Raw genomic sequence first — 22,781 nt, 5'->3', positions numbered from 1 at the left:
TAAAAATCGCCATCTCTGGTCGATTTGTGTTGGCTGTCAAGGGCGACTCGGGTTGGCTACTGGTGTTTGTGACGGCTAGCTATGAATTGAAGTCGGCAAGTCGGTATGAGTTTATACGTCGTGCATTAACGTGAGTGGTACAAAAATGGTACGTGCTTTTTGGCGCAGCTTATAAGCAAGGTTTTTTAAGGCGTTTAGGAAAAAACTGTCCAATCCATCATCGGCGCTACGGATATGCGATGGGACACCTTAGCCGAGGCTGACGGCACGATCAGTTACACCGCTCAGATTCGAATCAAAAAAGATGGGATGCACGTTTCCACATCACGCCAGACCCTCGCACGCAAGACGGCGGCCGAGGCGCGGGTGAAGCACCGTGAGACTGAGCTGAGTGTTCTTGGTGTAATCGAGTGCACCAAGAAGGGCGGTGTGCTGCTTAAGGATCTAGTCGATAAGTACTTGGCCAAGGTCGGCCATTCGACACGTATCCCGGTCAATGCGTGGCATTGGGAAAATTCGGTCAGTTGACCAGGCGCATTTCTAGCGACAATAAAATCCTACATGCGCGCGGCCAGTTCATTTTCAGCCGCATGGTAAATCGATCTTTAATCAATGTGTGGGCGGTAGCCGCCCACTTCATTGTTGCTCACAGCTTGGCGATTGATACCTCGGTGGATTTGACGAAGGCAATCACTTCGCTGCCCACGCCCAGTTCCAGTTCTTTCACCGAGCGGGTGGTGATCACCGAGGTGACGATACCGGAGGCTGTCTGTACGTCGATTTCCGAGAGTACGTCGCCCAGCACGATTTCCTTGATGGTGCCTTTGAACTGGTTGCGGACGTTGATGGCTTTAATGGTCATGGTGATGCTCCTTTCAGGTCTCAAGTAGCCCGGATGCACTCCGGGAGGATGTTGCACCGCGCCCCAATGCTCCGGGCGCGGGCTGGTTTAAAGTGCCCAGCGCAATTGCGTGGGCAAGGGTGAAACGGGGTCCGGTTGCGGTGGCAGCTCCGGCAGCGACAGCACGCGGTTGAGCACCTGTTCCTCAACAGCCGCCAGGCGTGTCGACGCACGCTGACGCGGGCGTGGCAGATCGACACTGATGTCCAGGCCAACCTGGCCGTCTTCGATCAGAATCACCCGGTCGGCAATCGCCACCGCTTCGCTGACGTCGTGGGTCACCAACAACACGGTGAAACCGTGCTGTTGCCACAGGCGTTCGATCAGTTGCTGCATCTCGATTCGGGTCAGGGCATCCAGTGCCCCGAGTGGCTCGTCGAGCAGCAGCAGGCGCGGTTGATGGATCAGCGCACGGGCCAGGGCCACGCGCTGTTTCTGTCCGCCAGATAAAGCAGCAGGCCATTCATTGGCGCGATCCGCCAGGCCAACGGCTTCCAGCGCCTGTTGCGCTTGTGGTCGCCAGTTGCCGGACAGACCCAGACCGACGTTGTCGATCACCCGCTTCCAGGGCAGCAGACGCGAGTCTTGGAACATCAGGCGAATGTCTTCGCGTGAGGCGGCCAGCGAGCCGTTGCCAGCCTGCAGTTCGCCCTGGGTGGGTACGTCCAGGCCGGCCAGCAGGCGCAGCAGGGTACTCTTGCCGCAACCACTGCGGCCGACCACGGCGACAAACTGCCCGGCGGGAATGTTCAGCTGAACATTCTTCAGCACTTCGCGTTCGCCGAAGGCCTTGTGGATCGCATTGATTGCCAGTGGGATGCCGCGTTTGAGGGTGTGCAGCGCAGTCATTGTCCACCTCCCTTGACCTGATAGGCCGGATGCCAGCGCAGCCAGATACGCTCAAGTGTTCGTGCGGCCACATCCGCCAGCTTGCCGAGCACGGCATAGAGCAGAATGGCCAGTACCACCACGTCGGTTTGCAGGAACTCGCGGGCGTTCATTGCCAGGTAACCGATGCCGGAGCTGGCGGAAATGGTTTCCGCGACGATCAGCGTCAGCCACATAAAGCCCAGGGCGAAACGCACGCCGACCAGGATCGAGGGCAGGGCGCCGGGCAGGATCACCTGACGGAACAGGCTGAAGCCGGACAAGCCATAGCTGCGCGCCATTTCCACCAGCGCCGGGTCGACGTTGCGGATGCCGTGGTAGGTATTCAGGTAGATCGGGAACAGGGTGCCGAGGGCGACCAGAAAGATCTTTGCGCTCTCGTCGATGCCAAACCACAGGATCACCAGCGGGATCAGCGCCAGGTGCGGCACGTTGCGGATCATCTGCACCGAGCTGTCGAGAAAGCGCTCGCCCCATTTCGACAGGCCGGTGATAAAGCCCAGCAACAGACCCAGGCCGCCACCGATGGCAAAACCGATACCGGCGCGCCAGCCGCTGATGGCCAGGTGGGTCCAGATTTCGCCGCTGCGCAGCAGCTCCCAGCCGGCGCTGAGGACCGCGCTGGGGGCCGGCAGAATGCGCGTGGACAGCAGGCCGCTGACCACCGCCAGTTGCCAGGCCGTCAGCAGCGCCACCGGCAAGGCCCACGGGGCCAGGCGCAGAGCCAGGTTGTGTAAGGTTGCGTTGCTCATCGGTTACCTCGAAGAATCCTTGTCCACATCTCCCTCTGCTCCTGAGTGCCGTCAGGTCAGGGGGCTTGCGCTTAACTGGCCGACGCCGCCTTGGGCAGGATGTCGTTGGCGACCATTTCACCGAAGGGGCTGACATAGCCGGCCCCGCTGGGTAGTTCTGGGCGGTTGACGTCCAGGTGCGGGAACATCAGTTCGGCAACTCGGTACGACTCTTCCAGGTGCGGATAGCCGGAGAAGATAAAGGTGTCGATGCCCAGCTCGGCGTATTCCTTGACCCGAGCGGCCACGGTTGGGCCATCGCCAACCAGTGCCGTGCCGGCACCGCCGCGCACCAAGCCGACTCCGGCCCAGAGGTTGGGGGACACTTCCAGGTTGTCCTTGCTGCCGCCGTGCAAGGCGGCCATGCGTTGCTGACCGACCGAATCAAAGCGCGCCAGGGAGGCCTGGGCACGCGCAATGGTGTCGTCATCGACATGGCTGATCAGCTTGTCGGCGGCGGCCCAGGCTTCGGCGTTGGTTTCGCGCACGATCACGTGCAGGCGAATGCCGAAGCGCACTTCACGGCCCTGCGCAGCGGCCTTTTCACGCACCTGAGCGATCTTCTCGGCTACTGCAGCCGGTGGCTCGCCCCAGGTCAGGTACAGCTCGACCTGCTCGGCGGCCAAATCCTGCGCGGCTTCCGACGAGCCGCCGAAATACAGCGGCGGACGCGGCTGTTGAATCGGGGGATACAGCAGTTTGGCGCCTTTGACTTGAATATGTTTACCGGCGTAGTCGACCACTTCACCTTCCAGCACGCGGCGCCAGATGCGGGTGAATTCCACCGAGGCTTCGTAGCGTTCGGCGTGGGACAGGTTGAGGCCATCGCCGGCCAGCTCATCCGGGTCGCCCCCGGTCACCAGGTTGAACAGCGCGCGGCCGTTGGACAGACGGTCCAGGGTCGCGGCCTGACGCGCCGCCACCGTCGGGGAAATGATCCCAGGGCGCAGGGCGACAAGGAATTTCAGGCGCTGGGTCACGGGAATCAGCGATGCTGCCACCAGCCAGGAGTCCTCGCAGGAACGTCCAGTCGGGATCAGAACACCGCCAAAGCCAAGGCGGTCGGCTGCTTGGGCAATCTGCTGCAGGTAACCGTGATCGACGGTGCGTGCGCCCTCGGCGGTGCCCAGGTATTTGCCGTCGCCATGGGTAGGCAGGAACCAGAAAATATTCAAGCTCATGGAGTGGTCTCCTCTTACGAAATCGTGGCGTAGCCCGGAAGGTATCCGGGCTACGGTGGTGCAGCTGTCGCGAGTGGTTATTGGGCTGTTGCGACCTTGTCCGGGGACGCCTTAGTCGGGGCTTTCCAGATCACGTCCTTGATCACCAGGCGCTTGGGGATCAGTTTCAGATCGGTAAAGGTGTCGGCAATCTTCTGCTGCGCCACGACCACTTCCGGGCTGATCAGCTGCGCGCCATAGCTTTGGCGCTCGACGGCAACACGGGTGATTTCGGCCGACAGACCCAGCAATGGGGCAACCTGGGCGGTGGCCTCGGCGCTGTTGCTTTTCGTCCATTCGCCAATGCTGCGGATCTCATCGATCAGCACTTCAACCACTTCCGGGTTTTTCTCGGCGTACGGTTTGGTCGCCAGGTAAAACTGGTGGTTGTTCACCAGGCCTTGGCCATCACGCAGGGTGCGTGCTTGCAACTGGTTCTCGGCGGCAGCCTGGAAGGGGTCCCAGATGACCCAAGCGTCGACGCTGCCACGCTCGAAAGCGGCGCGGGCATCGGCCGGCGGCAGGTACACCGGTTGGATGTCGCTGTATTTAAGGCCAGCATCTTCCAGGGCGCGTACCAGCAGGTAGTGCACGTTGGAGCCTTTGTTCAGGGCGATTTTCTTGCCCTTAAGATCGGCGACCGATTTCAGCGGCGAATCTTTGGGTACCAGAATGGCTTCACTGGTGGGCGCTGGTGGCTCAAAAGCGACATACAGCAGGGTCGCGCCAGCGGCCTGAGCGAATACCGGTGGGGTTTCGCCGGTGGTACCGAAGTCTATTGAGCCGACGTTCAGCCCTTCGAGCAGCTGTGGGCCGCCGGGGAACTCGGTCCATTTGACGTCAATGCCTTTATCGGCCAGGCGCTTTTCCAGGGTGCCCTTGGCTTTGAGCAGTACCAGGGTGCCGTATTTCTGATAGCCGATACGCAATGTTTCGGCTTGTGCTTGGGTGATGGCGCCGAAGGAAATGGCCGCGGCAAACAGGGCGACCAGACTCCGACGCAAAGTGATTGTGCGCATAGCGCTCTCCTTTGCTGATGGGGGTATTGGGTGGCAACCTGCTTGCCCGTTGGCGGGCGAGTAAGGAGGGGTAAAGCGTGTCAGATACTCCAGCGGGCGTTGATCAGTCGATCATTCAATACGCCCGGATCAATCGGGGCTGGCCGACGGGCCAGGGCTTGCTGGAAGTGCTGCAAGGCATCATCCAACCGTTGTTCCAGCGTCGGTGCCAGTTGCGCAGCAGCGCCGTTTTCGCCGTAGGCAATCTGGCCGTCGTCAGCAAAGATGGCGTGCAGCATTTCCTGAGCTTTCAGCGCCGCCAGCACCGGCTTGAGCGCATAGTCCACGGCCAGCATGTGGGCGCTGCTGCCGCCGGTAGCAATGGGCAGCACCACCTTGTGGTTCAGCGCGCGCTCGGGCAGCACATCGAGCAGGGTCTTCAGTGCGCCGGAGAACGACGCCTTGTACACCGGTGTGGCGACAATCACGCCGTCGGCGCGTTCTACCTGCTCGATCAATTGCTGCACGGCCGGGCTGCTGAAGTTGGCAAACAGCAGGTCTTCGGCGTTGAAGTCACGCACCTGGTAGCTGATTACTTCAACACCGCGCAGTTGCAACCAACGCTTGGCGCGCTCGAGCAGAATATTGCTGCGTGATTTCAGGCTCGGGCTGCCGCCCAGTGATACGACAAGCATCTTCAGTCCTTAGCGGTTCGGCTGCGGGGTCAGACGCAGGTAAGGTTTGACGGCGCGGTAGCCTTTGGGGAAGCGCTGCTTGATTTCGTCCTCATCCTTGAGCGATGGCACGATCACCACCTCATCACCGTCGACCCAGTTGGCCGGGGTGGCGACCTTGTGGTTGTCGGTCAGTTGCAGCGAGTCGATCACCCGCAGGATCTCGTGGAAGTTGCGCCCGGTGCTGGCCGGGTAGGTGATGATCAGGCGCACTTTCTTGTTCGGGTCGATGATGAACAGCGAGCGCACGGTCAGGGTGTCGTTGGCGTTCGGGTGGATCAGGTCGTAGAGGTCGGAGACCTTGCGATCAGCGTCGGCCAGGATCGGGAAGTTGACCTTGGTGTTCTGCGTTTCGTTGATGTCGTCGATCCATTTGATGTGCGAGTCCACCGGGTCAACCGACAGGGCAATGGCTTTGACGCCGCGCTCGGCGAACTGCTCTTTCAGCTTGGCGGTAAAACCCAGTTCGGTGGTGCACACCGGGGTGAAGTCAGCCGGGTGGGAGAACAGCACGCCCCAGCTATTGCCCAGCCATTCGTGGAAGCGAATGCGGCCTTCACTGGAGTCCTGTTCGAAGTCGGGGGCGATATCGCCGAGGCGGATAGTCATGTGTGTTCTCCTTGGGTAGGTCGTTACGTGGTGCTCACTATGCTTAGGCTTTTTAGATTTTAAAAAGAATAAATAACAATTTATTTAGCACTTAAATGCATATGAGGTTAGCGATTGAAGACAGGCCGAGGTTGTTGTGAGAGTGGCTTTCGGCTCGGCCATCCTGCTTCGCTCTACCTCCTGCATCCATGCAGTCGTAGCCGCGACAGCAAAGGTTACGACTGCGCCGCTGAAGGCCAAGAGGCCATGCAACTATTGCGTGTTGTGAGGCGATAAACCGTAGGTTGGCGTTGAGCGCAGCGAAGCCCAACAGGCTGCGGCATGTCGCGTTGGGCTTCGTCGTGTTGCTCCTCAACCCAGCCTACCCATGCGCCCTGCGCTCGTATTGTGGGCAACACCTAATGGGTACATAGCCAAAAAAACCGGGCCATGCGCCCGGTAAAGATTCCACCTTGAGGAATTCGTGATTTTGCTAAAGGGCGTGTGATTGATACAACTCGGTCAGGGCTTCGCCACGCAGGTAGGCCAGCTCGGCACTGCGGCGGTCCCGTGGCCGCGCCAGCGGTACCGCCAGTTCGCGTTGCAGGCGGCTCGGTGTGCCGCCGAGGATTAGCACGCGGTCGCTCAGGTAGAACGCCTCGTCGAGATCGTGAGTAACCAGCAGTACGGCGATTTCATAGCGTTCGGCCAGCTCACTGAGCGGGTCCTGCAGTTTCATGCGGGTGAAGGCATCCACCGCGCTGAACGGCTCGTCGAGCAGCAAGACGTGAGGCCTGCCATACAGCCCGCGGGCAATCGCCGCGCGCTGCGCCTGGCCGCCGGAAAGCTGCTTGGGCAGGGCGTCGGCATGGCCGCTGAGGCCGACATCGCGCAGCAGTTGCTGCACCCACTTGTCGTCGGCAATCCAGCCATCGGCGAAGCTGACGTTCTGCGCCACTGTCAGCCAGGGCATCAATCGCGGTTCCTGAAACACCACGCCGATGCCGGTGCCACGACCGAACTGCAGCAGTGGGTTGAATTCCAGCGTGCCGCTGAAGTCTTGATCAAGCCCGGCGGCGATGCGCAGCAGGGTGCTTTTGCCACAGCCGCTGGGGCCGAGCAGGCTGACAATTTCACCGGGCGCCAGGCTCAGGCTGACATCATCGAGGACGTGCAGGCCGTCGTAGGCTTTGTGAATGTTCTGCAGCTGCAGGAGTGCGCTCATGTTCAGTTCTCCCCACACTGATAGCTGTCGCGCCAGCTCAGGGCGTGGGTTTCCCAGTATTTGAGCAGGCTGTCGCTGAGTTTGCCGAGCACCGCCAACAAGAGAATGGCGGCAATCACCAGGTCCGGCCGTGAGGTTTCCCGACCATCACTGAGCAGGTAGCCAAGGCCACGCGTAGCGGCAATCAGCTCGGCCGCCACGAGGAACATCCAGCTCAGGCTCAACGCCCCACGCAGCCCGGTAAACAGGTTGGGCAGGGCGGCCGGTAGAAGAATCCGCCGCACCAGGGCAAAGCGGCTGAGCTGATAGAGCTGACCGACCTCGACCAGCTTGCGGTCGATATTGCGGATACCGGCCAGCAGCGCCAGGTACACCGGAAAGAATGCGCCCATGGCAATCAGCACCACCTTGGGCGTTTCATCAATGCCCAGCCAGAGCAGCAGCAGAGGCACCCAGGCCAGGCTGGGAATGGCCCGCAAGGCCTGGAAGGTCGGTTCCAGATAGGCCTCGGCGCGGCGGCTAAGACTGACCCAGGTGCCAATCACGATAGCCAGGCCGGCACCGATGAAAAAACCAGCCGCCACCCGCAGCAGGCTGGCGTTGATATGCCGCAGCAATTCGCCACTGACCGCCAGGTGGTACAGGGTGTGCGCCACTTGGGTGGGGGCGGGCATCTGGTGCGCGGGCAACACGCCGAAACGCACCAGCGCTTCCAAGCCAAGCAGCAGCGCCAGAGGTACCGCCCAACCACGCAGATTGGCCAGCGATGGACGCAGGCTGGGTAAGCGCTCGGCCCAACGGCTAAGCCTGAGGTTGAGGGTACCCATGACTCAGTTACTCGCCTTGGCTACGGATTGCTTGATCACACTGGCCGCCAGTTGTGGGCTGATCAGTTGCTCCACCACCTTGGCCACGTCAGTACCTGGGCGAACCAGTTGCTCATCCAGCAGGATCGGCGCGGCGGCTTTCAGCGCGGCGATATGCTCGGCACCGGGCTGCGAGTTGCTGAAGTCGGTACGCGACAGTTGCAGCTTGGCCACGTCCAGCGGCAGCTTGGCTTCGTCGGCGAGCAACTGGGCCAGGGCATCCGGGTTGGCAATCGCCCACTCGCGGGCCTGCTCGTAGGCCGCGATCACCTGCTTGATCAGCTCAGGCTGGGTGGCGGCGAATTTCTCGGTGACGTTGAGCACGCCGTAGCTGTTGAAGTCGAGGTTGCGGTACAGCTGGCGCGAACCGGCTTGCAGTTGGCTGGAGGCCATCAGTGGATCAAGACCGGCCCAGGCGTCGACATCGCCACGCTCAAGTGCCGTGCGGCCATCAGGGTGTTGCAGGTGGACAATTTCCACGGCGTTTTTGTTTAAACCGGCTTTCTGCAGGCTTTGCAGGAGGAACAGGAATGGATCGGTGCCTTTGGTGGCGGCGATTTTCTTGCCTTTCAGATCAGCCAGGCTGTTGATCGGCGAATCCTTGGGCACGACCAGGGCGGTCCATTCCGGACGGCTGGCCACGTAGACGGTGTTGATCGGGCTGCCGTTGGCGCGGCTGAGTACGGCGGCCAGGCCCGCTGTGGAGGCAAAATCGGTGCTGCCGCCATTGAGGTATTCCAGTGAGCGGTTGCTACCCTGGCTGAATACCCATTTGACGCTGATGCCTTGCGGCGCGAGGGCTTTTTCCAGCAGCCCTTGTTGCTTGAGCACCAGGCTGGTGGGGGCGTAATAGGCGTAGTCCAGGCGGACTTCTTTGGGTGTTTCGGCATAGGCGCCGGCAGGCAGAATCGCCACAAACAGGGCGGTCAGCCCCCGACGCAGATTGAACAGACTCATGGTCCTTTCCTCTGGTTAGGGTTGTCGCCTGTCGACCCGTGGACGGGCACTTCAGGTCAGAGCTATCTCAGGGTTAAAGCCGGCCTGTGGTCAGGCCGGTTGCCATTTAAGCGTTACAGCAGCGGCAGGCTGTAGCTGACGATCAGGCGGTTCTCGTCAGCATCGGTCGCGGTGGTGTTGCCACGCAGCGAGGCGTTGCGCCAGGAGAAGCCGAGGCCCTTGAGGGCACCTTCCTGCAGCACGTAGTCGAGGCGGAAGTCGCGTTCCCATTCCTTGCGATCACCACCGACGGCGTCGATGTTGTCGCCGGACAGATAGGTGGCGGTGGCTTTCAGGCCCGGTACGCCGATCTTGGTGAAGTCATAGGCGTACTCGGCCAGCCAGGTGCGCTCGCCGGCGGAAAGAAACTTGCCGATCTGGCGGTCGGTGATCAGGTAAGCGGTGGAGCCGTCACCCTGGTTGAGGAACGGGAAGGCGCTGTCGCCCGATACCTGCTGGTAGCCGGCACTCAGCGCGTGGCCGCCGAGGGTGTAGGTGAACAAGGCGCTCCAGGTTTTGTTGTCCACCTCGACACCGCTCACCCGGTTGGCACCGTTGATTTCACCCTGGGCCAGGTAGCCGTCGGCGCGACCGGCAGCGCTGCCGTTCTTGCCGTCGGAGTCGCTGTGGAAGTAGCGCAGGTCGGTCTTCAGCGCGCCTGCGCCCAGACCCAAACTGTGGGTCAGGCCGAGGAAGTGCTGTTTGTAGAAATCGTCCAGGTTGCCGTAGTAGTACTGCGCCAGCAGGTCCTTGCTGATCTTGTAGTCGGCACCGCCGTAGTAGAACTTGTTGCTGTCGGCCTGCACGCCTCTAACCGCAGTGGCACCGGCGATGCGCAGGGAGATGTCGTCGGTGGAGGAGCGTGTCTTGGTGTGCTCCAGCTGGCCGGCGGTGAGCGTCAGGTTGTCGATCTCGTTGGAGGTGACCTGGCCACCCTCGAACAGTTGCGGCAGCAGGCGACCGTCGTTGAAGGTCACCACCGGCAGCTTGGGCTGCAGGGTGCCGAGACGGCCCTCGGTCTTGGACAGGCGTACCTTGGCGGTCACGCCGGCCTTGCTGTAGTCGTCCACCGCCTTGCCATCGCGATCCAGCGGGAACAGCTGGCCAGGCTTGCGGCTGTCACTGGTGTCGCCATCGCCACCACCATCCAGTTTGAGGCCGAGCAGGCCGACCGCGTCCAGGCCGAAGCCGACGGTGCCTTCGGTGAAGCCGGAGGTGTAGTTGAAGAGGAAACCCTGGCCCCACTCGTTGGCTGCGCCGCGGTCGTCGGCGGTGTTCTTGGTGTTCAGGTCGTAATAGAAATTGCGCAGGCCGAGGGTGGCTTTGCTGTCTTCGATAAAACCGGCTGCGGTGGCCTGGTTGGCGACGGCGGCCAAAGTGATGGCCAGGGCCAGGGTGGTTTTTTTCATGCTCGATGCTCCAGTGCAGGTCTGTTATGTGTGTGGCGCTGCAGAGGGGCTCGGGCCGACGGTGTGCGTTGCACCTGTCTTAGCGCAATCAAGGAGCCCCTGTTATGGGGCCGGTGCGGCAGTCCGCTGTCGGCTTGGGCGCACTGTAGGGATTATTGCTAATCCCTAAAAAGAATTTATTTTCACTTTGTAGTAACCAAAAAGAATAAGTCATGCTTAGGCGTGATACCCATAAGCTAATTTCTAAAAATTATTGGCCTCATCTTTTTTAGATCATTTAGCTTGTCACCACCGGATCACCGGACTTCCTGTTCAACCCTGAAGTTTGTGATGATCCGGCCTGCATAAAAGGTCGGCACGTCCTTGATGAGGCCTGCCATGCCCAATCGCTGCGTATTCAAGCGTCACCCTCTTTTAAGTCTGTGCTTGGCGCTGAGCTTGGCGTCGGTCAGCGTGCTGCCTGTCGAGGCTGCAACCTACCTGCGCAGCAGCTATCAGCAGACTGCCCCGTTGAGTAGCCCGCTGTGGGGCCAGTTAGATTCCGCTATTGTCGAGCAGACCCCTGCGCCGCGCCTTTATCAGGTGCGTTTGCTGCTGCCGCAAGGTCGCAATCAACACGCAAAAATTGCTCACGTTGTAGTTAGCGATGGCGGCCTGCGCACAACCGGCAACGGCCCTGATGCGGCTATCTGGAAGGCGCAATAACCATGGCCGCCGAGCTTCGCGCCAATTCCCAGGCCTTCGATAGTGCTGCGCCACTGTTCGACCCACGGCTTTTTCCCAGTGATTTCGCTAACCGCAGCAGCAAAGTCGAGCGCCTGGCGCGCAAGCTGGCGACTACTGCGGTGCAGCGTGATCGGCAGGGCGGCAGCGCTCAGGCGGAACGCCAGCTCTTGCGTGACAGCGGTCTGCTGACCCTGGCCATTCCCCAGCAGTTTGGCGGGCAGGGCCTGGTATGGCCGGAGATCTACCGGATCATTCGTTACCTGGCGGCCGTGGACAGCTCGCTGGCTCACCTGTTTGCCTTTCAGCACCTGCAAGTGGCGACCATTTTGCTGTTTGGTAGCCCCGATCAACAGCGCCACTGGTTGAGCCGCACGGTGCATGAGCGCTGGTTCTGGGGCAATGCCACCAACGGCCGCGATACCCGCCTGAAACTCAGCCGCCGTGAGGAGCATTACGAGCTCAATGGCAGCAAGTCGTTCTGCTCCGGTGCCTTGGGCGCCGATGCGCTGGTGATCAGCGCGCCACGTAGCGCCAAGAAAGACGATCAGGTGTTTATCGTGCTGCCCACCCAGCGTGAAGGGCTGGCCGTGAATGATGACTGGGATGGCTTCGGTCAGCGGCAGACGGACAGCGGCACGGTGCAATTCGACAATGTGTTTGTCGACAGCAGTGAATTACTTGGCCCAGTGGGTGTAAGCCCGCGCACCACGCTACGTGCCTGCTTGTCGCAATTAATTTTGACCCAGCTGTACCTGGGCAATGCCCAAGGTGCGCTGGATAGCGCGCTGCGCTACACCCGTGAGCACAGCCGCGCCTGGCCGGCCTCCGGGGTGGCCTCGGCCAGTGACGATTCCTTTATCCAGCAGCGCTATGGCGAACTGTGGCTGCTCTATCGCAGTGCTCAGCTGCTGGCCGACCACGCTGCGCAACGCCTGCAGAGCGCCTGGGAGAAGCCCGCATTAACTGCCGCCGAGCGCGCTGAGGTGGCCTTGGCCATCAGCGAAGCCAAGGTGGTGTCGGCGCGCGCCGCGCTGGAAATCACCGCGCGCATCTTTGAAAACATGGGCGCCAGCTCCACCCGCTCGAGATACGGCTTTGACCGGTTCTGGCGCAACGTACGGGTGCACAGCCTGCACGATCCACTGGATTACAAGGTGCGCGATCTCGGGCACTGGTTACTCAACGGCAAGGCGCCCACGCCTTCGCTGTATGGCTGATACGACAGGGAGGGGCGCGCAGAAAAGACATGCAGCAGATTGATAAACCCGTAAACCAATAGGGCCATCCGGCCGTGTTTCATAACCGTTGAGGCAGTGTGAAATGACTATCAAAAACCTGTTGGGTGCCGGCCTGTTGGCGGCGGCCACGTTGTTACAAGCCGCGCAGGCGCTGGCCGCCAGTGATGTGCTGGTCAGTACCGAGTGGCTGGAAAAGAACCTGAACAACCCCAAGGTGCGGATCATCGAGGTGAGTGTTGTACCGGGCGTTTACGAGCGTGGGCATATCCCCGGCGCGGTGAACTTTGCCTGGCACCGTGATCTGGTTGATCCGGTGCGCCGTGATATCGCCAGCCAGGAAAACTTTCAGGCGCTGCTGCGTAAATCGGGCATCTCGGCGGACACCACCACGGTGCTCTATGGCGATAACAACAACTGGTTCGCCGCTTGGGGCGCCTGGGTGTTCGATGTGTATGGCGTGGACAACGTCAAACTGCTCGATGGCGGACGGGTGAAGTGGGAGGCGGAAAAACGCGCCCTGGATAACCGCGCGAAAACCCCGGTAGCCGGTAATGTCACGGTCAAGGCAGCGAATAAAAACCTGCGCGCCTTCCTCCCGGACGTACTGGCAGCGGCAGAGAAACGCAGCGACGTGCAACTGGTGGATATCCGCTCCGCGGATGAATACAACGGCAAGGTCTTTGCCCCGCAAGGTGTACAGGAACTGGCTGTGCGCGCCGGTCATGTGCCCGGTGCAGTCAATGTGCCCTGGGGGCAGGCAGTGGCTGCCGATGGCACCTTCAAATCGGCTGAAGAGCTGAAAAAGGTCTACGGCGCGGTGGGTATCGATGGCAGTAAGCCGATCATCACCTCTGCCGCATCGGTGAGCGCTCCAGCCACACCTGGTTCGCCCTGAAGAAAATCCTCGGTTACGACGTACGTAACTACGATGGCTCCTGGACCGAATACGGCAATGCCGTGGGCGTGCCGGTGGTCAACGTGGCCGGCACTGTGTGGGGCGGCAAATAAGCCTGCACTACGGTGAAAAAGTCATGGCATGGGCCAGCCCCATGCCCCTGTTAGGGTGAGCGTTCAGGCAGGGCGCTCACTCTTCTTTTATGTGAGGAGCCACTATGGCAACGACTGCGTTGCAGGCGTCGGGACGCTGGGCCAGTACATGGGCAGTGGCATTGAGCCTGACCCTGGTGTTTGCCGCCTGGCGGTTGGGCGGCGCGGACAGCGACAGCCAGGCGTTGAGCCTGTCCTTGCTCGGCGGGGCGTTGTTTGGCCTGTTGTTGCAGCGTTCGCGCTTCTGCTTTTTCTGCGTGACCCGCGACTTTATCGAGCAGGGCAAACCGGATGGGTTGCTCGGCATCATCGCCGCATTGGCGGTGGGCACCCTGGGTTATCACTTGGTATTCGGTGCATTTCTACCGGACCCAACGCTGGGCCGCTTGCCGCCGGATGCGCATGTCGGGCCGCTGAGTTGGGTGCTGGGGTTGAGCGCTACGGTGTTTGGCATCGGCATGGCGCTGTCCGGTTCGTGCATCAGTGCCCATCTCTACCGCTTGGGCGAGGGCGCGTTTGCTTCGCTGTTTGCGCTGTGCGGCGCCTTGATCGGTTTCTTTCTGGGTTTTCTCTGCTGGAACCCGCTGTATCTGCTGAGCATCCAGCAGGCTCCGGTGGTCTGGTTGCCGGCCTGGCAGGGCTATGGCGTGTCGTTTCTGTTGCAGATCGCTTTGCTCGGTGGTCTGGCCTGCTGGCTGTTGTTGCATGTACAAGCGAGCACTGAACCGCGCGTGGTTGCGCGCAACCTGCGGCAGCTGCTGTTTGGCCAGCGCTGGCCGACCTGGGTGGGCGGTGTGCTGATCGGCTTTCTCGCGACCTTGAGTTACCTGCGTGTTGGCCCACTGGGCGTGACGGCGGAATTAGGCAGTGTGGCGCGCACCGCGGCAGACGGGCTGGGCTGGCTACCGGAGCGGTTGGAAGGTTTGGACAGTTTTTCTGGCTGCGCCACGGCAGTCAAAGAGGCGCTGCTGTCGAACAACGGTCTGTTTATTCTCGGCCTGGTTGTGGCGTCCTGGGCCAGCGCTTTGCTGGCAGGGGATTTCCAGCCCAAGCGTCCGCGCGTCAGTGAACTGCTGCGTAATCTGCTCGGCGGCATTTTGCTGGGCTGGGGCAGCATGCTGGCGCTGGGTTGCACCGTAGGCACGCTGCTCTCGGGGATCATGGCCGGCGCGTTGTCCGGCTGGGTATTTGCGGTGTTTTGTTTAGTGGGTGTTTTGCTCGGGCTGCGTATACGCCGTTACTGGTAATCGGCGTTCTGGCTAGCCAGGGGTGTCTGCGACGTTGATTAAAGTGTGCAGGCGCTCTTGGCTACCGTTGAGCAGTTGTTGCAACCCGCGCAATTGCTCAGGCTGAGCATCATTGAGTATCGCCTCAATCGAGGTTTGCACGGCTGTAAGGGGCGCAACGCTGCCAACCAGATTGAGGTGCTGGCTGAGAATCTCATCACCGCTGCTGACCAGCAGGGCGAAGTGGATGACGTTTTCCAACTCGCGGGTATTGCCTGGCCAGTTGTGCGCTTCCAGGCGCTGCTGCGCGGCATCGCTGATGACTGGCAGCGGCAGACTCAGGCGCTGGGCGTAGATGCCGAGGAAGTATTCCGCCATGGGCAGAATATCGCCGGTGCGTTCACGCAACGGCGGCAGGTCAAGGCGGCCGTCGCTGAGATAACCGTATAGCCGCTCATTGAATTTGCCCGCCGCCACGGCCTGAGCCAGGTCGATGCTGGTTGCAGCCAGCAGCCTGACATCCGCCGGGCTCGGCTGGCTAGCGCCGACGCGCAATGCTTCACCGGTTTCCAGGGCGCTGAGCAGTTCAGCTTGCAGCGGCAGCGGCAGGTCGCCGATTTCATCCAGATACAGGGTGCCGTGGTTGGCCGAGCCAAACCAGCCGGCTCGGCTGCTGGCGCTGCCTTGATAGGCGCCGGCGGCGTAGCCGAACAGTTCTGCCTGGGCATGCTTGCTGCTGAGGCCGCTGCAGCTGAGCGCGACAAATAGCCCTGGCCGTTCGCTGGCGCGGTGGATATGCCGCGCCAACAACTCTTTACCGGTGCCGGTTTCGCCTTCAATCAGCAGCGGTAAAGGTTGTGTGGCAAGCAACTCGACCTGGTCGCGTAGCTGCCGGGAGCGGGGATCGATAAACACCAGCGCCTTGGCGCGGATGCTTAGCGGGCTTTTCTCTGCATCGGGAAAGGTCAGTAGCGGTTGGCCACCGAAATTGTTCTGGCTCATCAACGAGTCTCCAGCCCGGCTCGGATTGCGAGCAGGCAGGTTGCATGATCTTTACAGGGCCTGCGGTCGTTCAGACGATTGGCTTTTCAGGCGCGGCGGCGGTCGGCTTGTTCGATACGGCTCTGCAGGCGATACAGGTAGGCAAAACCTTGCTCCCAACGCTGATGTCCCGATTTCACATTGATATGCCCAGCGCCGCTAAGAATCGCCACATCGCTGCCCCAGTCGCGTGCCAGCTCAATCGCCCGTGCAGCACTGGCGGCGGTGTCGTTATCCGAGCCCACCAACTGGCTGGGGAAGGGCAGTGAGTGCTGGGGAATCGGTGCAAAGTTCTGCAGCGCTGGCGGGCAGTTGGTCCGTTCCACATCGGCTGGGGCGACCAAGAGCGCGGCACGTACCCGGCGCAGCGACTCGACCGGAGCCTGGGTCGCCCAGTGCGCCACCGTAATGCAACCCAGGCTATGGGCAATCAGAATGGTCGGGCGTGGGTCGCTGGCGATATTGCGCTGTAGTTCGCCGACCCAGTCTTCACGCTTGGGGTTTAGCCAGTCGGCCTGTTCCACCCGGGCGCTGTTCGGCAGGCTGCGTTGCCAGTGGCTTTGCCAATGGTCGTCGGCTGATCCTTGCCAGCCCGGCACTATCAGGTAACGGATAGTTTCGTTGCGCATCGTGCGCCCTCCTGCAAGTTTTGATGGTTGCAGTGTAGGCAGGGGTTTCGAATATCAAAAAGAATAAGAACTTATTTACTTATTCCATAGATGCTTTTTCGGTTCGTTACCATCCGGGGATGTCATATGCTAATAAATTATATAAATGTTCTTAAATAATATTTTTAAGAATATTGGTGGTCTCACTATTATCCGCTCCACGCCCACTGACTACGGCCAGTTTTCGCCGCTTACAGGGGCTATTTCAAGGAGCATTACCATGACCGCAACCCTACGAAACCTTGAAGGTCAGGACGACACCAGCATCCTGCGCGAGATCCAGGCTGCGCTGAACGGCCTGAAGTTCGGCTCGGTGGAAATCACCATGCACAACGGCCAGGTCGTGCAGATTGAGCGCAAGGAAAAATTCCGCTTGCAGGCACCGGCCGGCAAGAACGCCTGACCCGTTAAATCAACCCCGAGCCTCAAAACCCGACTGGACCACCGGAGGGTGTGAGCATGAGCCGAGCAGAAACCATGAGCACACACCGGTATTGCAGCTGTCACCCGCGAATGCGTTGTTGACCGCCAACCCCTAAAGAAAAACCAACAAACACTCGAAAATTTTAGGAGCTGCACCATGTCCATTCGCCGTTTTGCCCTCGCTGCGCTTGCCAGCGCCATTCTTGCAGGCCCGGTGGCCGCTGCAGAAACTCTGCTCAACGTGTCTTACGACCCAACCCGCGAGCTGTACAGTGAATTCAACGCCGCGTTCAACAAGCACTGGCAAGCCCAGGGCAATGAAGCGGTGACCATCCAGCAGTCCCACGGTGGTTCGGGCAAGCAAGCCCGGGCGGTGATCGACGGCCTGCGTGCTGACGTGGTGACTCTGGCCCTGGCCGGTGATATCGACGAGCTGTACAAGCTCGGCAAGCTGATCCCGGAAAACTGGCAGGAGCGTCTGCCGCAATCGAGCACGCCGTATACCTCGACCATCGTGTTCCTGGTGCGAAAAGGCAACCCGGAAGGCATCAAGGACTGGGATGACCTGGTCAAGCCGGGCGTTGAAGTCATCACCCCGAACCCGAAAACCTCCGGCGGTGCCCGCTGGAACTTCCTCGCCGCCTGGGCCTTCGCTCAGCAGAAGTACGGCAGCGAAGCCAAGGCTCAGGAATTCGTCGAGAAGCTCTACAAGAATGTGCCAGTACTCGACACCGGTGCGCGTGGTTCAGCTATCACCTTCGTTAACAACAATATCGGTGACGTGCTGCTGGCCTGGGAAAACGAAGCCTTCCTGGCACTGAAGGAAGAGGGTGGCAATAACTTTGAGATCGTTGCACCGTCGCTGTCGATCCTCGCCGAGCCGCCAGTAGCCGTGGTTGATCAGAACGTCGACAAGAAGGGCACCCGCAAAGTGGCTGAGGCCTACCTCAACTACCTGTACAGCGATGAAGGTCAGCGTCTGGCGGCCAAGCACTTCTACCGTCCGCGCAATCAGGAAATTGCCAAGGATTTCAGCCAGCAATTTTCCAACTTGAAGCTGGTCACCATCGACAAGGACTTCAACGGTTGGAAAACCGCACAGCCGAAGTTCTTCAATGACGGTGGCGTGTTCGATCAGATCTATAAGGCGCAGTAAGTCTGATAAGTCAGGGGTGGGTGAGCCGTGCGCTGCCCACCCCTTGTTGTGTAAGCGTCGGTCTTGTTGCAGGCCAGCCGGAAAGGGCGACACCGGCGGCAGGGCTGATTTGAGCGTTCCAACGCAGAAGCAGATAAGGACAGATAATGTCTCGTCGTACTTCCCCGGTCATACCCGGCTTCGGGCTGACGCTGGGCTACACCCTGGTGTACCTCAGCCTGTTGGTGCTGATTCCCCTGGGTGCCATGTTCGTTCACGCCGCTCAGCTAACCTGGGCTGAATTCTGGGCCATCATTTCCGCACCGCGAGTGCTGGCCGCCCTCAAACTGAGCTTTGCCACTGCCTTTGCTGCTGCCATCATCAACGGCATTATTGGCACATTGCTGGCTTGGGCATTGGTGCGTTACACCTTCCCAGGCCGCAAGGTGATAGAGGCGATGATCGACCTGCCTTTTGCCTTGCCCACCGCCGTTGCCGGTATCGCGCTGACCGCCTTGTATGCCCCTAGCGGCCTGGTTGGTCAGTTCGCCACCGACCTGGGCTTCAAGATTGCCTATACGCCTATCGGCATCACCCTGGCACTGACCTTTGTCACCCTGCCGTTTGTGGTGCGTACCATTCAGCCGGTGTTGGCCGATATTCCCCGTGAAGTCGAAGAGGCAGCGGCTTGCCTCGGCGCCAAGCCGCTGCAGGTGTTTCGTCATGTGCTGCTGCCGGCGTTGCTGCCGGCCTGGCTGACGGGCTTCTCGCTGGCCTTTGCGCGTGGCGTTGGTGAGTACGGTTCGGTGATCTTTATCGCCGGCAATATGCCCATGAAGACCGAGATCCTACCGCTGCTGATCATGGTCAAGCTTGATCAGTACGACTATCACGGCGCGACGGCGATCGGCGTGCTGATGCTGGTGGTCTCCTTCATTCTGCTGCTGCTGATCAATCTGCTGCAGCGCCAGATCGCTAAGTCCTGAGGAGGTCGCCATGTCTTCTGTAACCCTAAGCGCGTCAGCCTCGGCCAACGCGGCGCGGCGCGGCAACGTGCTTGGTCGCCGGCTACTGATCATCGGCGCCTGGCTGGTGTTTTTGCTGTTCCTCGTGTTGCCGCTGTTTATCGTGCTGAGTGAGGCGTTGAAGCACGGCTTCGGCACCTTCTTTGGTGCGATTTTCGAACCTGACGCTATCAGTGCGTTGAAGCTGACCCTGCTCGCGGTGGGCATTTCGGTGCCACTCAATCTGGTGTTCGGCGTGGCCGCTGCCTGGTGCGTCAGCAAGTATGAGTTTCGCGGCAAGAGCATTCTGGTCACCCTGATCGACCTGCCGTTCTCGGTGTCGCCGGTGATTGCCGGTCTGATCTACGTGCTGCTGTTCGGTGTCCAGGGTTTCTTCGGCCCTTGGCTGCGCGAGCACGATATCCAGATCATCTTCGCCTTGCCGGGCATCGTCCTGGCCACGGTGTTTGTTACCGTGCCCTTCGTTGCCCGCGAACTGATCCCGCTGATGCAGGAACAGGGCACCCAGGAAGAGGAGGCCGCCCGTCTGCTCGGTGCCAATGGCTGGCAGATGTTCTGGCACGTGACGTTGCCGAATATCAAATGGGGCCTGATCTACGGCGTGGTGTTATGCACCGCACGGGCTATGGGTGAGTTTGGTGCGGTGTCGGTGGTGTCTGGGCACATTCGCGGTTACACCAATACGCTGCCGCTGCATGTTGAGATTCTTTATAACGAATACAATCACGTCGCCGCCTTCAGCGTCGCCAGTCTGCTGTTGCTGATGGCGGTGTTTATCCTGCTGCTCAAGCAGTGGAGCGAGTCCCGTATCAACCGCCTGAAAGCCAGTGCTGGCGAGGAATAAGTCATGAGTATCGAAATCCGTAACGTCAGCAAGAATTTCAATGCGTTCAAAGCGCTGAACGACATTAACCTGAATATCCAGAGCGGCGAGCTGGTGGCCCTGCTCGGTCCGTCCGGCTGCGGCAAGACCACGTTGCTGCGCATCATCGCCGGCCTGGAAACCCCGGACAGCGGCAGCATCGGGTTTCATGGTGAAGATGTCTCCAATCACGATGTGCGCGACCGTAATGTCGGCTTTGTATTTCAGCACTACGCGTTGTTCCGCCACATGACGGTGTTCGATAACGTCGCCTTCGGCCTGCGCATGAAGCCCAAGGGCGAGCGGCCGAATGAAAATGTAATCAAGAAGAAGGTCCACGATCTGCTTGATCTGGTGCAGCTCGACTGGCTGGCAGATCGCTACCCTGAGCAGCTTTCTGGTGGTCAGCGTCAGCGTATCGCCCTGGCCCGCGCCCTGGCGGTGGAGCCGAAAGTGCTGCTGCTCGACGAGCCCTTCGGTGCCCTGGATGCCAAGGTGCGTAAGGAGCTGCGCCGCTGGTTGGCGCGCCTGCATGAGGAGGTGCACCTGACCTCGGTATTCGTCACCCACGACCAGGAAGAGGCGATGGAGGTGGCTGACCGTATCGTGGTAATGAACAAGGGCGTGGTCGAGCAGATCGGCTCTCCGGGCGATGTGTATGAGAAGCCGGCCAGCGATTTCGTTTATCACTTCCTCGGTGATGCCAACCGCCTGTATGTCGGCGACGACACTCACGTGCTGTTCCGCCCGCACGAGATTCATCTTTCGCGCCAGGCCGAAGAGGGCCATCAGGCCGGTGAAGTGCGTGACATCCGCCCGCTGGGCGCGATCACCCGCGTGACCCTCAAGGTCGCGGGGCAGAGCGAGCCGATCGAAGCTGAAGTGGCCAAGGATCATCTCAGCCTGGCTAATCTCACGCGCGGTGAAACGCTGTATTTCAAGCCGAAAGCAGGGCAGCCGCAATCTAATGGTGCTGTGTTATAACGCCATAGGCACGATTCACAACACAGCCGCAACGTAGCAGAAGGCCAGCTTATCGCTGGCCTTCTGCGCTTTTGTTGTGGTGAATTAGCCGCGAGTCTGTCAGCGGGAGATCTGCTGGTTCCTTGTCGTCCCAGAACCGGGCGGTATGAATGGACACCTGTTTTATAGATGACCGCTTTTGGCCCAGGCCGTGTCAAAACGTTGCCGACCTTGCTGTGACTTGATCGATGCAATTTCACCAGCGCTAAGCTTCTGCGGCGAATGGAGGCGATCGAGTCCAGCATCAATCGCTATCTGACCGCACTGGATACCGCTGATCGTCAGGAACCTGCCAGTGCGAAGGTCAAGGTCAAACGCCTCCACGACAAGATCGCAACCCTGAAAGCCAAGATGCAGGAACTCAAGGCGATCGAGGTACAGCTGAATGAACCACCGGGTAAACAGATCTCCCTGACGGATCCCGATGCCCATTCGATGAAAACGCGTGGCACCGGAATGGTCGGCTACAACGTGCAGGCGGCGGTCGACGCGAAGCACCACCTGATGGCGTCTCCCACGACCTCCTGGCACTGAGAAAATCACTCAGCAATTGATGGCCATCGCTTGCTGCGTTTTTACACGGTCTGGGCCAGAAGCGGCCAATAGACGCCTATCGCCAGTATTCGCAAGGCTGCCTGCCGCAGTCTGATCCCCCTAGGCAGAGCGTAAATGTTCAGGGCTTGTCCTCCACGTTGAGGGAGGACAAGAGTAAGTCAGTCACATCGAGAACCCAGACGTGCTGCCACAGCAGCTGAACATCTACCGAGTAGTATCCAAGGCCACGGGTTTATAACTTATGCCGCGCTGCATAGAGGCAGATCATTTCCATCGCCAGTGCAGCGCCGGCAAGCGCAGTAATCTCCGCGTGGTCATAAGGCGGCGCCACCTCCACGACGTCCATACCAATCAGGTTGATACCGCGCAGCCCTCGCAAAATCGCCAAGGCTTGGTGGCTCGATAGGCCGCCGCACACGGGTGTACCTGTGCCTGGCGCAAATGCTGGGTCCAGGCAGTCGATATCGAAGGTCAGATAAACTGGATTGTCACCTACCCGTGTGCGGATGATTTCTGCCAGTTCTTTGGCTGAGTGTTCATGCACCTCGTTGGCATTCAACACCTGGAAGCCCATGACATCATCATTAGTGGTGCGCTGACCAATCTGGATGGACCGCGCAGGGTCAACCAGCCCTTCGCGCACGGCGTGATAGAACATTGAACCGTGATCTATGCGCTTGTCCTCGCCATCGCATTCCAAGTCATGGTGCGCATCGAAATGGACCAGGGACAGCGGGCCGTACTTGGCAGCATGCGCCTGCAAAAGCGGATAGCTGATGAAGTGATCACCGCCCAATGTAAGCATCGCTGCGCCCGAGGCAATAATGCTCTCGGCGTGCGCCCTGATCGCCGCGGGGGTCTGTTCCGGAGTGCCGTAATCGAAATAGCAGTCGCCATAATCGACGCAAGCCAGCAGGTCGAACGGGTCAAACTCCCAAGGCCAGTGACGGGCCCATGCTGACTGTACCGAGGCCTCGCGAATAGCCCGCGGCCCAAAGCGACTGCCTGGTCGGTTGCTGGTGGCAGTGTCGAATGGTACGCCGCTGATGACCAGATCCACGCCTCGCAGATCGCGAGTGTAGCGACGGCGCATAAAGCTGGTGATACCGCCGTAAGTCGATTCGGCTTCGGTGCCGTAGAGGCTCTTGCGTGTCATGGCCTGATCAATGATGGGGGTGTCGTCTGTCATAGGGGGC

Annotated in this window: 24 protein-coding genes and 1 pseudogene; 11 read left to right on the top strand and 14 right to left on the bottom strand. The window is 60.2% G+C overall.

Annotation, left to right across the window (positions count from 1 at the left end; translation table 11 throughout):
* Positions 1-309 precede the first annotated feature (309 nt).
* Positions 310-528, top strand: a complete 219-nt coding sequence (locus OU997_RS20030) for a hypothetical protein (RefSeq protein WP_267808286.1) — start codon at positions 310-312, stop codon at positions 526-528.
* Positions 529-646: 118 nt separating this feature from the next.
* On the opposite strand, the gene OU997_RS20025 is transcribed toward OU997_RS20030, so the two are convergent.
* From OU997_RS20025 to OU997_RS19975, 11 genes are all read right to left on the bottom strand, one after another.
* The gene (locus OU997_RS20025) at positions 647-862 is read right to left on the bottom strand and encodes a TOBE domain-containing protein (RefSeq protein WP_056842174.1); all 216 of its coding nucleotides are present in this window, start codon (positions 860-862) and stop codon (positions 647-649) included.
* An 87-nt stretch (positions 863-949) separates the two neighbouring features.
* Entirely contained in the window at positions 950-1,750 is an 801-nt protein-coding gene (gene ssuB / locus OU997_RS20020) for an aliphatic sulfonates ABC transporter ATP-binding protein (RefSeq protein WP_267808281.1), read from the bottom strand.
* Positions 1,747-2,541 (bottom strand): aliphatic sulfonate ABC transporter permease SsuC, encoded by a 795-nt coding sequence (gene ssuC, locus OU997_RS20015; protein WP_108488727.1) that lies wholly within the window; start codon positions 2,539-2,541, stop codon positions 1,747-1,749. The genes ssuB and ssuC overlap by 4 nt, the downstream gene beginning before the upstream one ends.
* A gap of 71 nt (positions 2,542-2,612) precedes the next feature.
* Positions 2,613-3,761: an FMNH2-dependent alkanesulfonate monooxygenase gene (ssuD, locus tag OU997_RS20010; RefSeq protein WP_267808279.1), complete on the bottom strand. Its 1,149-nt coding sequence runs from the start codon at positions 3,759-3,761 to the stop codon at positions 2,613-2,615.
* A 77-nt stretch (positions 3,762-3,838) separates the two neighbouring features.
* On the bottom strand, positions 3,839-4,819 hold the full coding sequence (locus tag OU997_RS20005; RefSeq protein ID WP_267808277.1) for a sulfonate ABC transporter substrate-binding protein: 981 nt from the start codon (positions 4,817-4,819) through the stop codon (positions 3,839-3,841).
* An 80-nt stretch (positions 4,820-4,899) separates the two neighbouring features.
* Positions 4,900-5,493 carry an NADPH-dependent FMN reductase gene (gene ssuE, locus OU997_RS20000; RefSeq protein ID WP_267808275.1) on the bottom strand — a complete coding sequence of 198 codons (594 nt, stop codon included), beginning with the start codon at positions 5,491-5,493 and terminating at the stop codon, positions 4,900-4,902.
* Between the two features lie 9 nt (positions 5,494-5,502).
* Entirely contained in the window at positions 5,503-6,141 is a 639-nt protein-coding gene (locus OU997_RS19995; protein ID WP_267808273.1) for a peroxiredoxin, read from the bottom strand.
* A gap of 472 nt (positions 6,142-6,613) precedes the next feature.
* Entirely contained in the window at positions 6,614-7,345 is a 732-nt protein-coding gene (locus OU997_RS19990) for an ABC transporter ATP-binding protein (RefSeq protein ID WP_267808271.1), read from the bottom strand.
* A gap of 2 nt (positions 7,346-7,347) precedes the next feature.
* Complete coding sequence (locus OU997_RS19985) at positions 7,348-8,172, bottom strand: ABC transporter permease (protein WP_267808269.1); 825 nt, start codon at positions 8,170-8,172, stop codon at positions 7,348-7,350.
* A 3-nt stretch (positions 8,173-8,175) separates the two neighbouring features.
* Entirely contained in the window at positions 8,176-9,168 is a 993-nt protein-coding gene (locus OU997_RS19980) for an aliphatic sulfonate ABC transporter substrate-binding protein (RefSeq protein WP_267808267.1), read from the bottom strand.
* Between the two features lie 113 nt (positions 9,169-9,281).
* Positions 9,282-10,616 (bottom strand): OprD family porin, encoded by a 1,335-nt coding sequence (locus tag OU997_RS19975; RefSeq protein WP_267808265.1) that lies wholly within the window; start codon positions 10,614-10,616, stop codon positions 9,282-9,284.
* A gap of 378 nt (positions 10,617-10,994) precedes the next feature.
* On the opposite strand from OU997_RS19975, the gene OU997_RS19970 reads away from it, so the two are divergent.
* The 4 genes from OU997_RS19970 to OU997_RS19955 all read left to right on the top strand — a co-directional run bounded on the left by OU997_RS19970 (position 10,995) and on the right by OU997_RS19955 (position 14,874).
* Positions 10,995-11,321: a hypothetical protein gene (locus OU997_RS19970; protein ID WP_108488718.1), complete on the top strand. Its 327-nt coding sequence runs from the start codon at positions 10,995-10,997 to the stop codon at positions 11,319-11,321.
* 2 nt (positions 11,322-11,323) lie between these two features.
* Entirely contained in the window at positions 11,324-12,559 is a 1,236-nt protein-coding gene (locus OU997_RS19965) for an acyl-CoA dehydrogenase family protein (RefSeq protein ID WP_267808263.1), read from the top strand.
* A 103-nt stretch (positions 12,560-12,662) separates the two neighbouring features.
* Entirely contained in the window at positions 12,663-13,475 is an 813-nt protein-coding gene (locus tag OU997_RS19960) for a sulfurtransferase (RefSeq protein WP_267808262.1), read from the top strand.
* 217 nt (positions 13,476-13,692) lie between these two features.
* A complete protein-coding gene (locus tag OU997_RS19955; RefSeq protein ID WP_267808258.1) occupies positions 13,693-14,874 on the top strand; it encodes a YeeE/YedE family protein in 1,182 nt (393 codons plus the stop codon).
* Between the two features lie 12 nt (positions 14,875-14,886).
* Here OU997_RS19955 and OU997_RS19950 read toward each other — a convergent pair whose 3' ends face one another.
* Complete coding sequence (locus OU997_RS19950; RefSeq protein ID WP_267808256.1) at positions 14,887-15,855, bottom strand: sigma-54-dependent transcriptional regulator; 969 nt, start codon at positions 15,853-15,855, stop codon at positions 14,887-14,889.
* An 86-nt stretch (positions 15,856-15,941) separates the two neighbouring features.
* A complete protein-coding gene (locus OU997_RS19945; RefSeq protein ID WP_267808253.1) occupies positions 15,942-16,523 on the bottom strand; it encodes an alpha/beta hydrolase in 582 nt (193 codons plus the stop codon).
* 259 nt (positions 16,524-16,782) lie between these two features.
* On the opposite strand from OU997_RS19945, the gene oscA reads away from it, so the two are divergent.
* From oscA to OU997_RS19915, 6 genes and pseudogenes are all read left to right on the top strand, one after another.
* Positions 16,783-16,965 (top strand): sulfur starvation response protein OscA, encoded by a 183-nt coding sequence (gene oscA / locus OU997_RS19940; RefSeq protein WP_267808252.1) that lies wholly within the window; start codon positions 16,783-16,785, stop codon positions 16,963-16,965.
* A gap of 177 nt (positions 16,966-17,142) precedes the next feature.
* Positions 17,143-18,141, top strand: a complete 999-nt coding sequence (locus tag OU997_RS19935) for a sulfate ABC transporter substrate-binding protein (RefSeq protein ID WP_267808250.1) — start codon at positions 17,143-17,145, stop codon at positions 18,139-18,141.
* Positions 18,142-18,287: 146 nt separating this feature from the next.
* Complete coding sequence (gene cysT, locus OU997_RS19930) at positions 18,288-19,106, top strand: sulfate ABC transporter permease subunit CysT (protein WP_108487444.1); 819 nt, start codon at positions 18,288-18,290, stop codon at positions 19,104-19,106.
* A gap of 10 nt (positions 19,107-19,116) precedes the next feature.
* Positions 19,117-19,989, top strand: coding sequence for a sulfate ABC transporter permease subunit CysW (cysW, locus tag OU997_RS19925; RefSeq protein WP_267808248.1), 873 nt, complete (start codon positions 19,117-19,119; stop codon positions 19,987-19,989).
* 3 nt (positions 19,990-19,992) lie between these two features.
* Complete coding sequence (locus OU997_RS19920) at positions 19,993-20,991, top strand: sulfate/molybdate ABC transporter ATP-binding protein (RefSeq protein WP_108487446.1); 999 nt, start codon at positions 19,993-19,995, stop codon at positions 20,989-20,991.
* Positions 20,992-21,222: 231 nt separating this feature from the next.
* Positions 21,223-21,543: pseudogene (locus tag OU997_RS19915) on the top strand (IS5/IS1182 family transposase); the annotation flags it as partial.
* A gap of 274 nt (positions 21,544-21,817) precedes the next feature.
* Here OU997_RS19915 and speB read toward each other — a convergent pair.
* A complete protein-coding gene (gene speB / locus OU997_RS19910) occupies positions 21,818-22,774 on the bottom strand; it encodes an agmatinase (protein ID WP_108487447.1) in 957 nt (318 codons plus the stop codon).
* Positions 22,775-22,781: the final 7 nt, after the last annotated feature.

The organism is Pseudomonas sp. SL4(2022) (assembly GCF_026625725.1).
Classification (GTDB): Bacteria; Pseudomonadota; Gammaproteobacteria; order Pseudomonadales; family Pseudomonadaceae; genus Aquipseudomonas.
This window is presented reverse-complemented; position numbering and strand designations above follow the sequence as displayed.

Coding starts and splice junctions, on each gene's coding strand:
- ssuB (WP_267808281.1), bottom strand. CDS start 1,750: ATGACTGCGCTGCACACCCTCAAACGCGGCATCCCACTGGCAATCAAT.
- cysT (WP_108487444.1), top strand. CDS start 18,288: ATGTCTCGTCGTACTTCCCCGGTCATACCCGGCTTCGGGCTGACGCTG.
- ssuD (WP_267808279.1), bottom strand. CDS start 3,761: ATGAGCTTGAATATTTTCTGGTTCCTGCCTACCCATGGCGACGGCAAA.
- OU997_RS20030 (WP_267808286.1), top strand. CDS start 310: ATGCACGTTTCCACATCACGCCAGACCCTCGCACGCAAGACGGCGGCC.
- OU997_RS20025 (WP_056842174.1), bottom strand. CDS start 862: ATGACCATTAAAGCCATCAACGTCCGCAACCAGTTCAAAGGCACCATC.
- OU997_RS19960 (WP_267808262.1), top strand. CDS start 12,663: ATGACTATCAAAAACCTGTTGGGTGCCGGCCTGTTGGCGGCGGCCACG.
- OU997_RS19980 (WP_267808267.1), bottom strand. CDS start 9,168: ATGAGTCTGTTCAATCTGCGTCGGGGGCTGACCGCCCTGTTTGTGGCG.
- OU997_RS19920 (WP_108487446.1), top strand. CDS start 19,993: ATGAGTATCGAAATCCGTAACGTCAGCAAGAATTTCAATGCGTTCAAA.
- OU997_RS19985 (WP_267808269.1), bottom strand. CDS start 8,172: ATGGGTACCCTCAACCTCAGGCTTAGCCGTTGGGCCGAGCGCTTACCC.
- oscA (WP_267808252.1), top strand. CDS start 16,783: ATGACCGCAACCCTACGAAACCTTGAAGGTCAGGACGACACCAGCATC.
- OU997_RS19950 (WP_267808256.1), bottom strand. CDS start 15,855: ATGAGCCAGAACAATTTCGGTGGCCAACCGCTACTGACCTTTCCCGAT.
- cysW (WP_267808248.1), top strand. CDS start 19,117: ATGTCTTCTGTAACCCTAAGCGCGTCAGCCTCGGCCAACGCGGCGCGG.
- ssuC (WP_108488727.1), bottom strand. CDS start 2,541: ATGAGCAACGCAACCTTACACAACCTGGCTCTGCGCCTGGCCCCGTGG.
- OU997_RS19945 (WP_267808253.1), bottom strand. CDS start 16,523: ATGCGCAACGAAACTATCCGTTACCTGATAGTGCCGGGCTGGCAAGGA.
- OU997_RS19970 (WP_108488718.1), top strand. CDS start 10,995: ATGCCCAATCGCTGCGTATTCAAGCGTCACCCTCTTTTAAGTCTGTGC.
- OU997_RS20005 (WP_267808277.1), bottom strand. CDS start 4,819: ATGCGCACAATCACTTTGCGTCGGAGTCTGGTCGCCCTGTTTGCCGCG.
- OU997_RS19975 (WP_267808265.1), bottom strand. CDS start 10,616: ATGAAAAAAACCACCCTGGCCCTGGCCATCACTTTGGCCGCCGTCGCC.
- OU997_RS19990 (WP_267808271.1), bottom strand. CDS start 7,345: ATGAGCGCACTCCTGCAGCTGCAGAACATTCACAAAGCCTACGACGGC.
- OU997_RS19955 (WP_267808258.1), top strand. CDS start 13,693: ATGGCAACGACTGCGTTGCAGGCGTCGGGACGCTGGGCCAGTACATGG.
- OU997_RS19935 (WP_267808250.1), top strand. CDS start 17,143: ATGTCCATTCGCCGTTTTGCCCTCGCTGCGCTTGCCAGCGCCATTCTT.
- OU997_RS19995 (WP_267808273.1), bottom strand. CDS start 6,141: ATGACTATCCGCCTCGGCGATATCGCCCCCGACTTCGAACAGGACTCC.
- speB (WP_108487447.1), bottom strand. CDS start 22,774: ATGACAGACGACACCCCCATCATTGATCAGGCCATGACACGCAAGAGC.
- OU997_RS19965 (WP_267808263.1), top strand. CDS start 11,324: ATGGCCGCCGAGCTTCGCGCCAATTCCCAGGCCTTCGATAGTGCTGCG.
- ssuE (WP_267808275.1), bottom strand. CDS start 5,493: ATGCTTGTCGTATCACTGGGCGGCAGCCCGAGCCTGAAATCACGCAGC.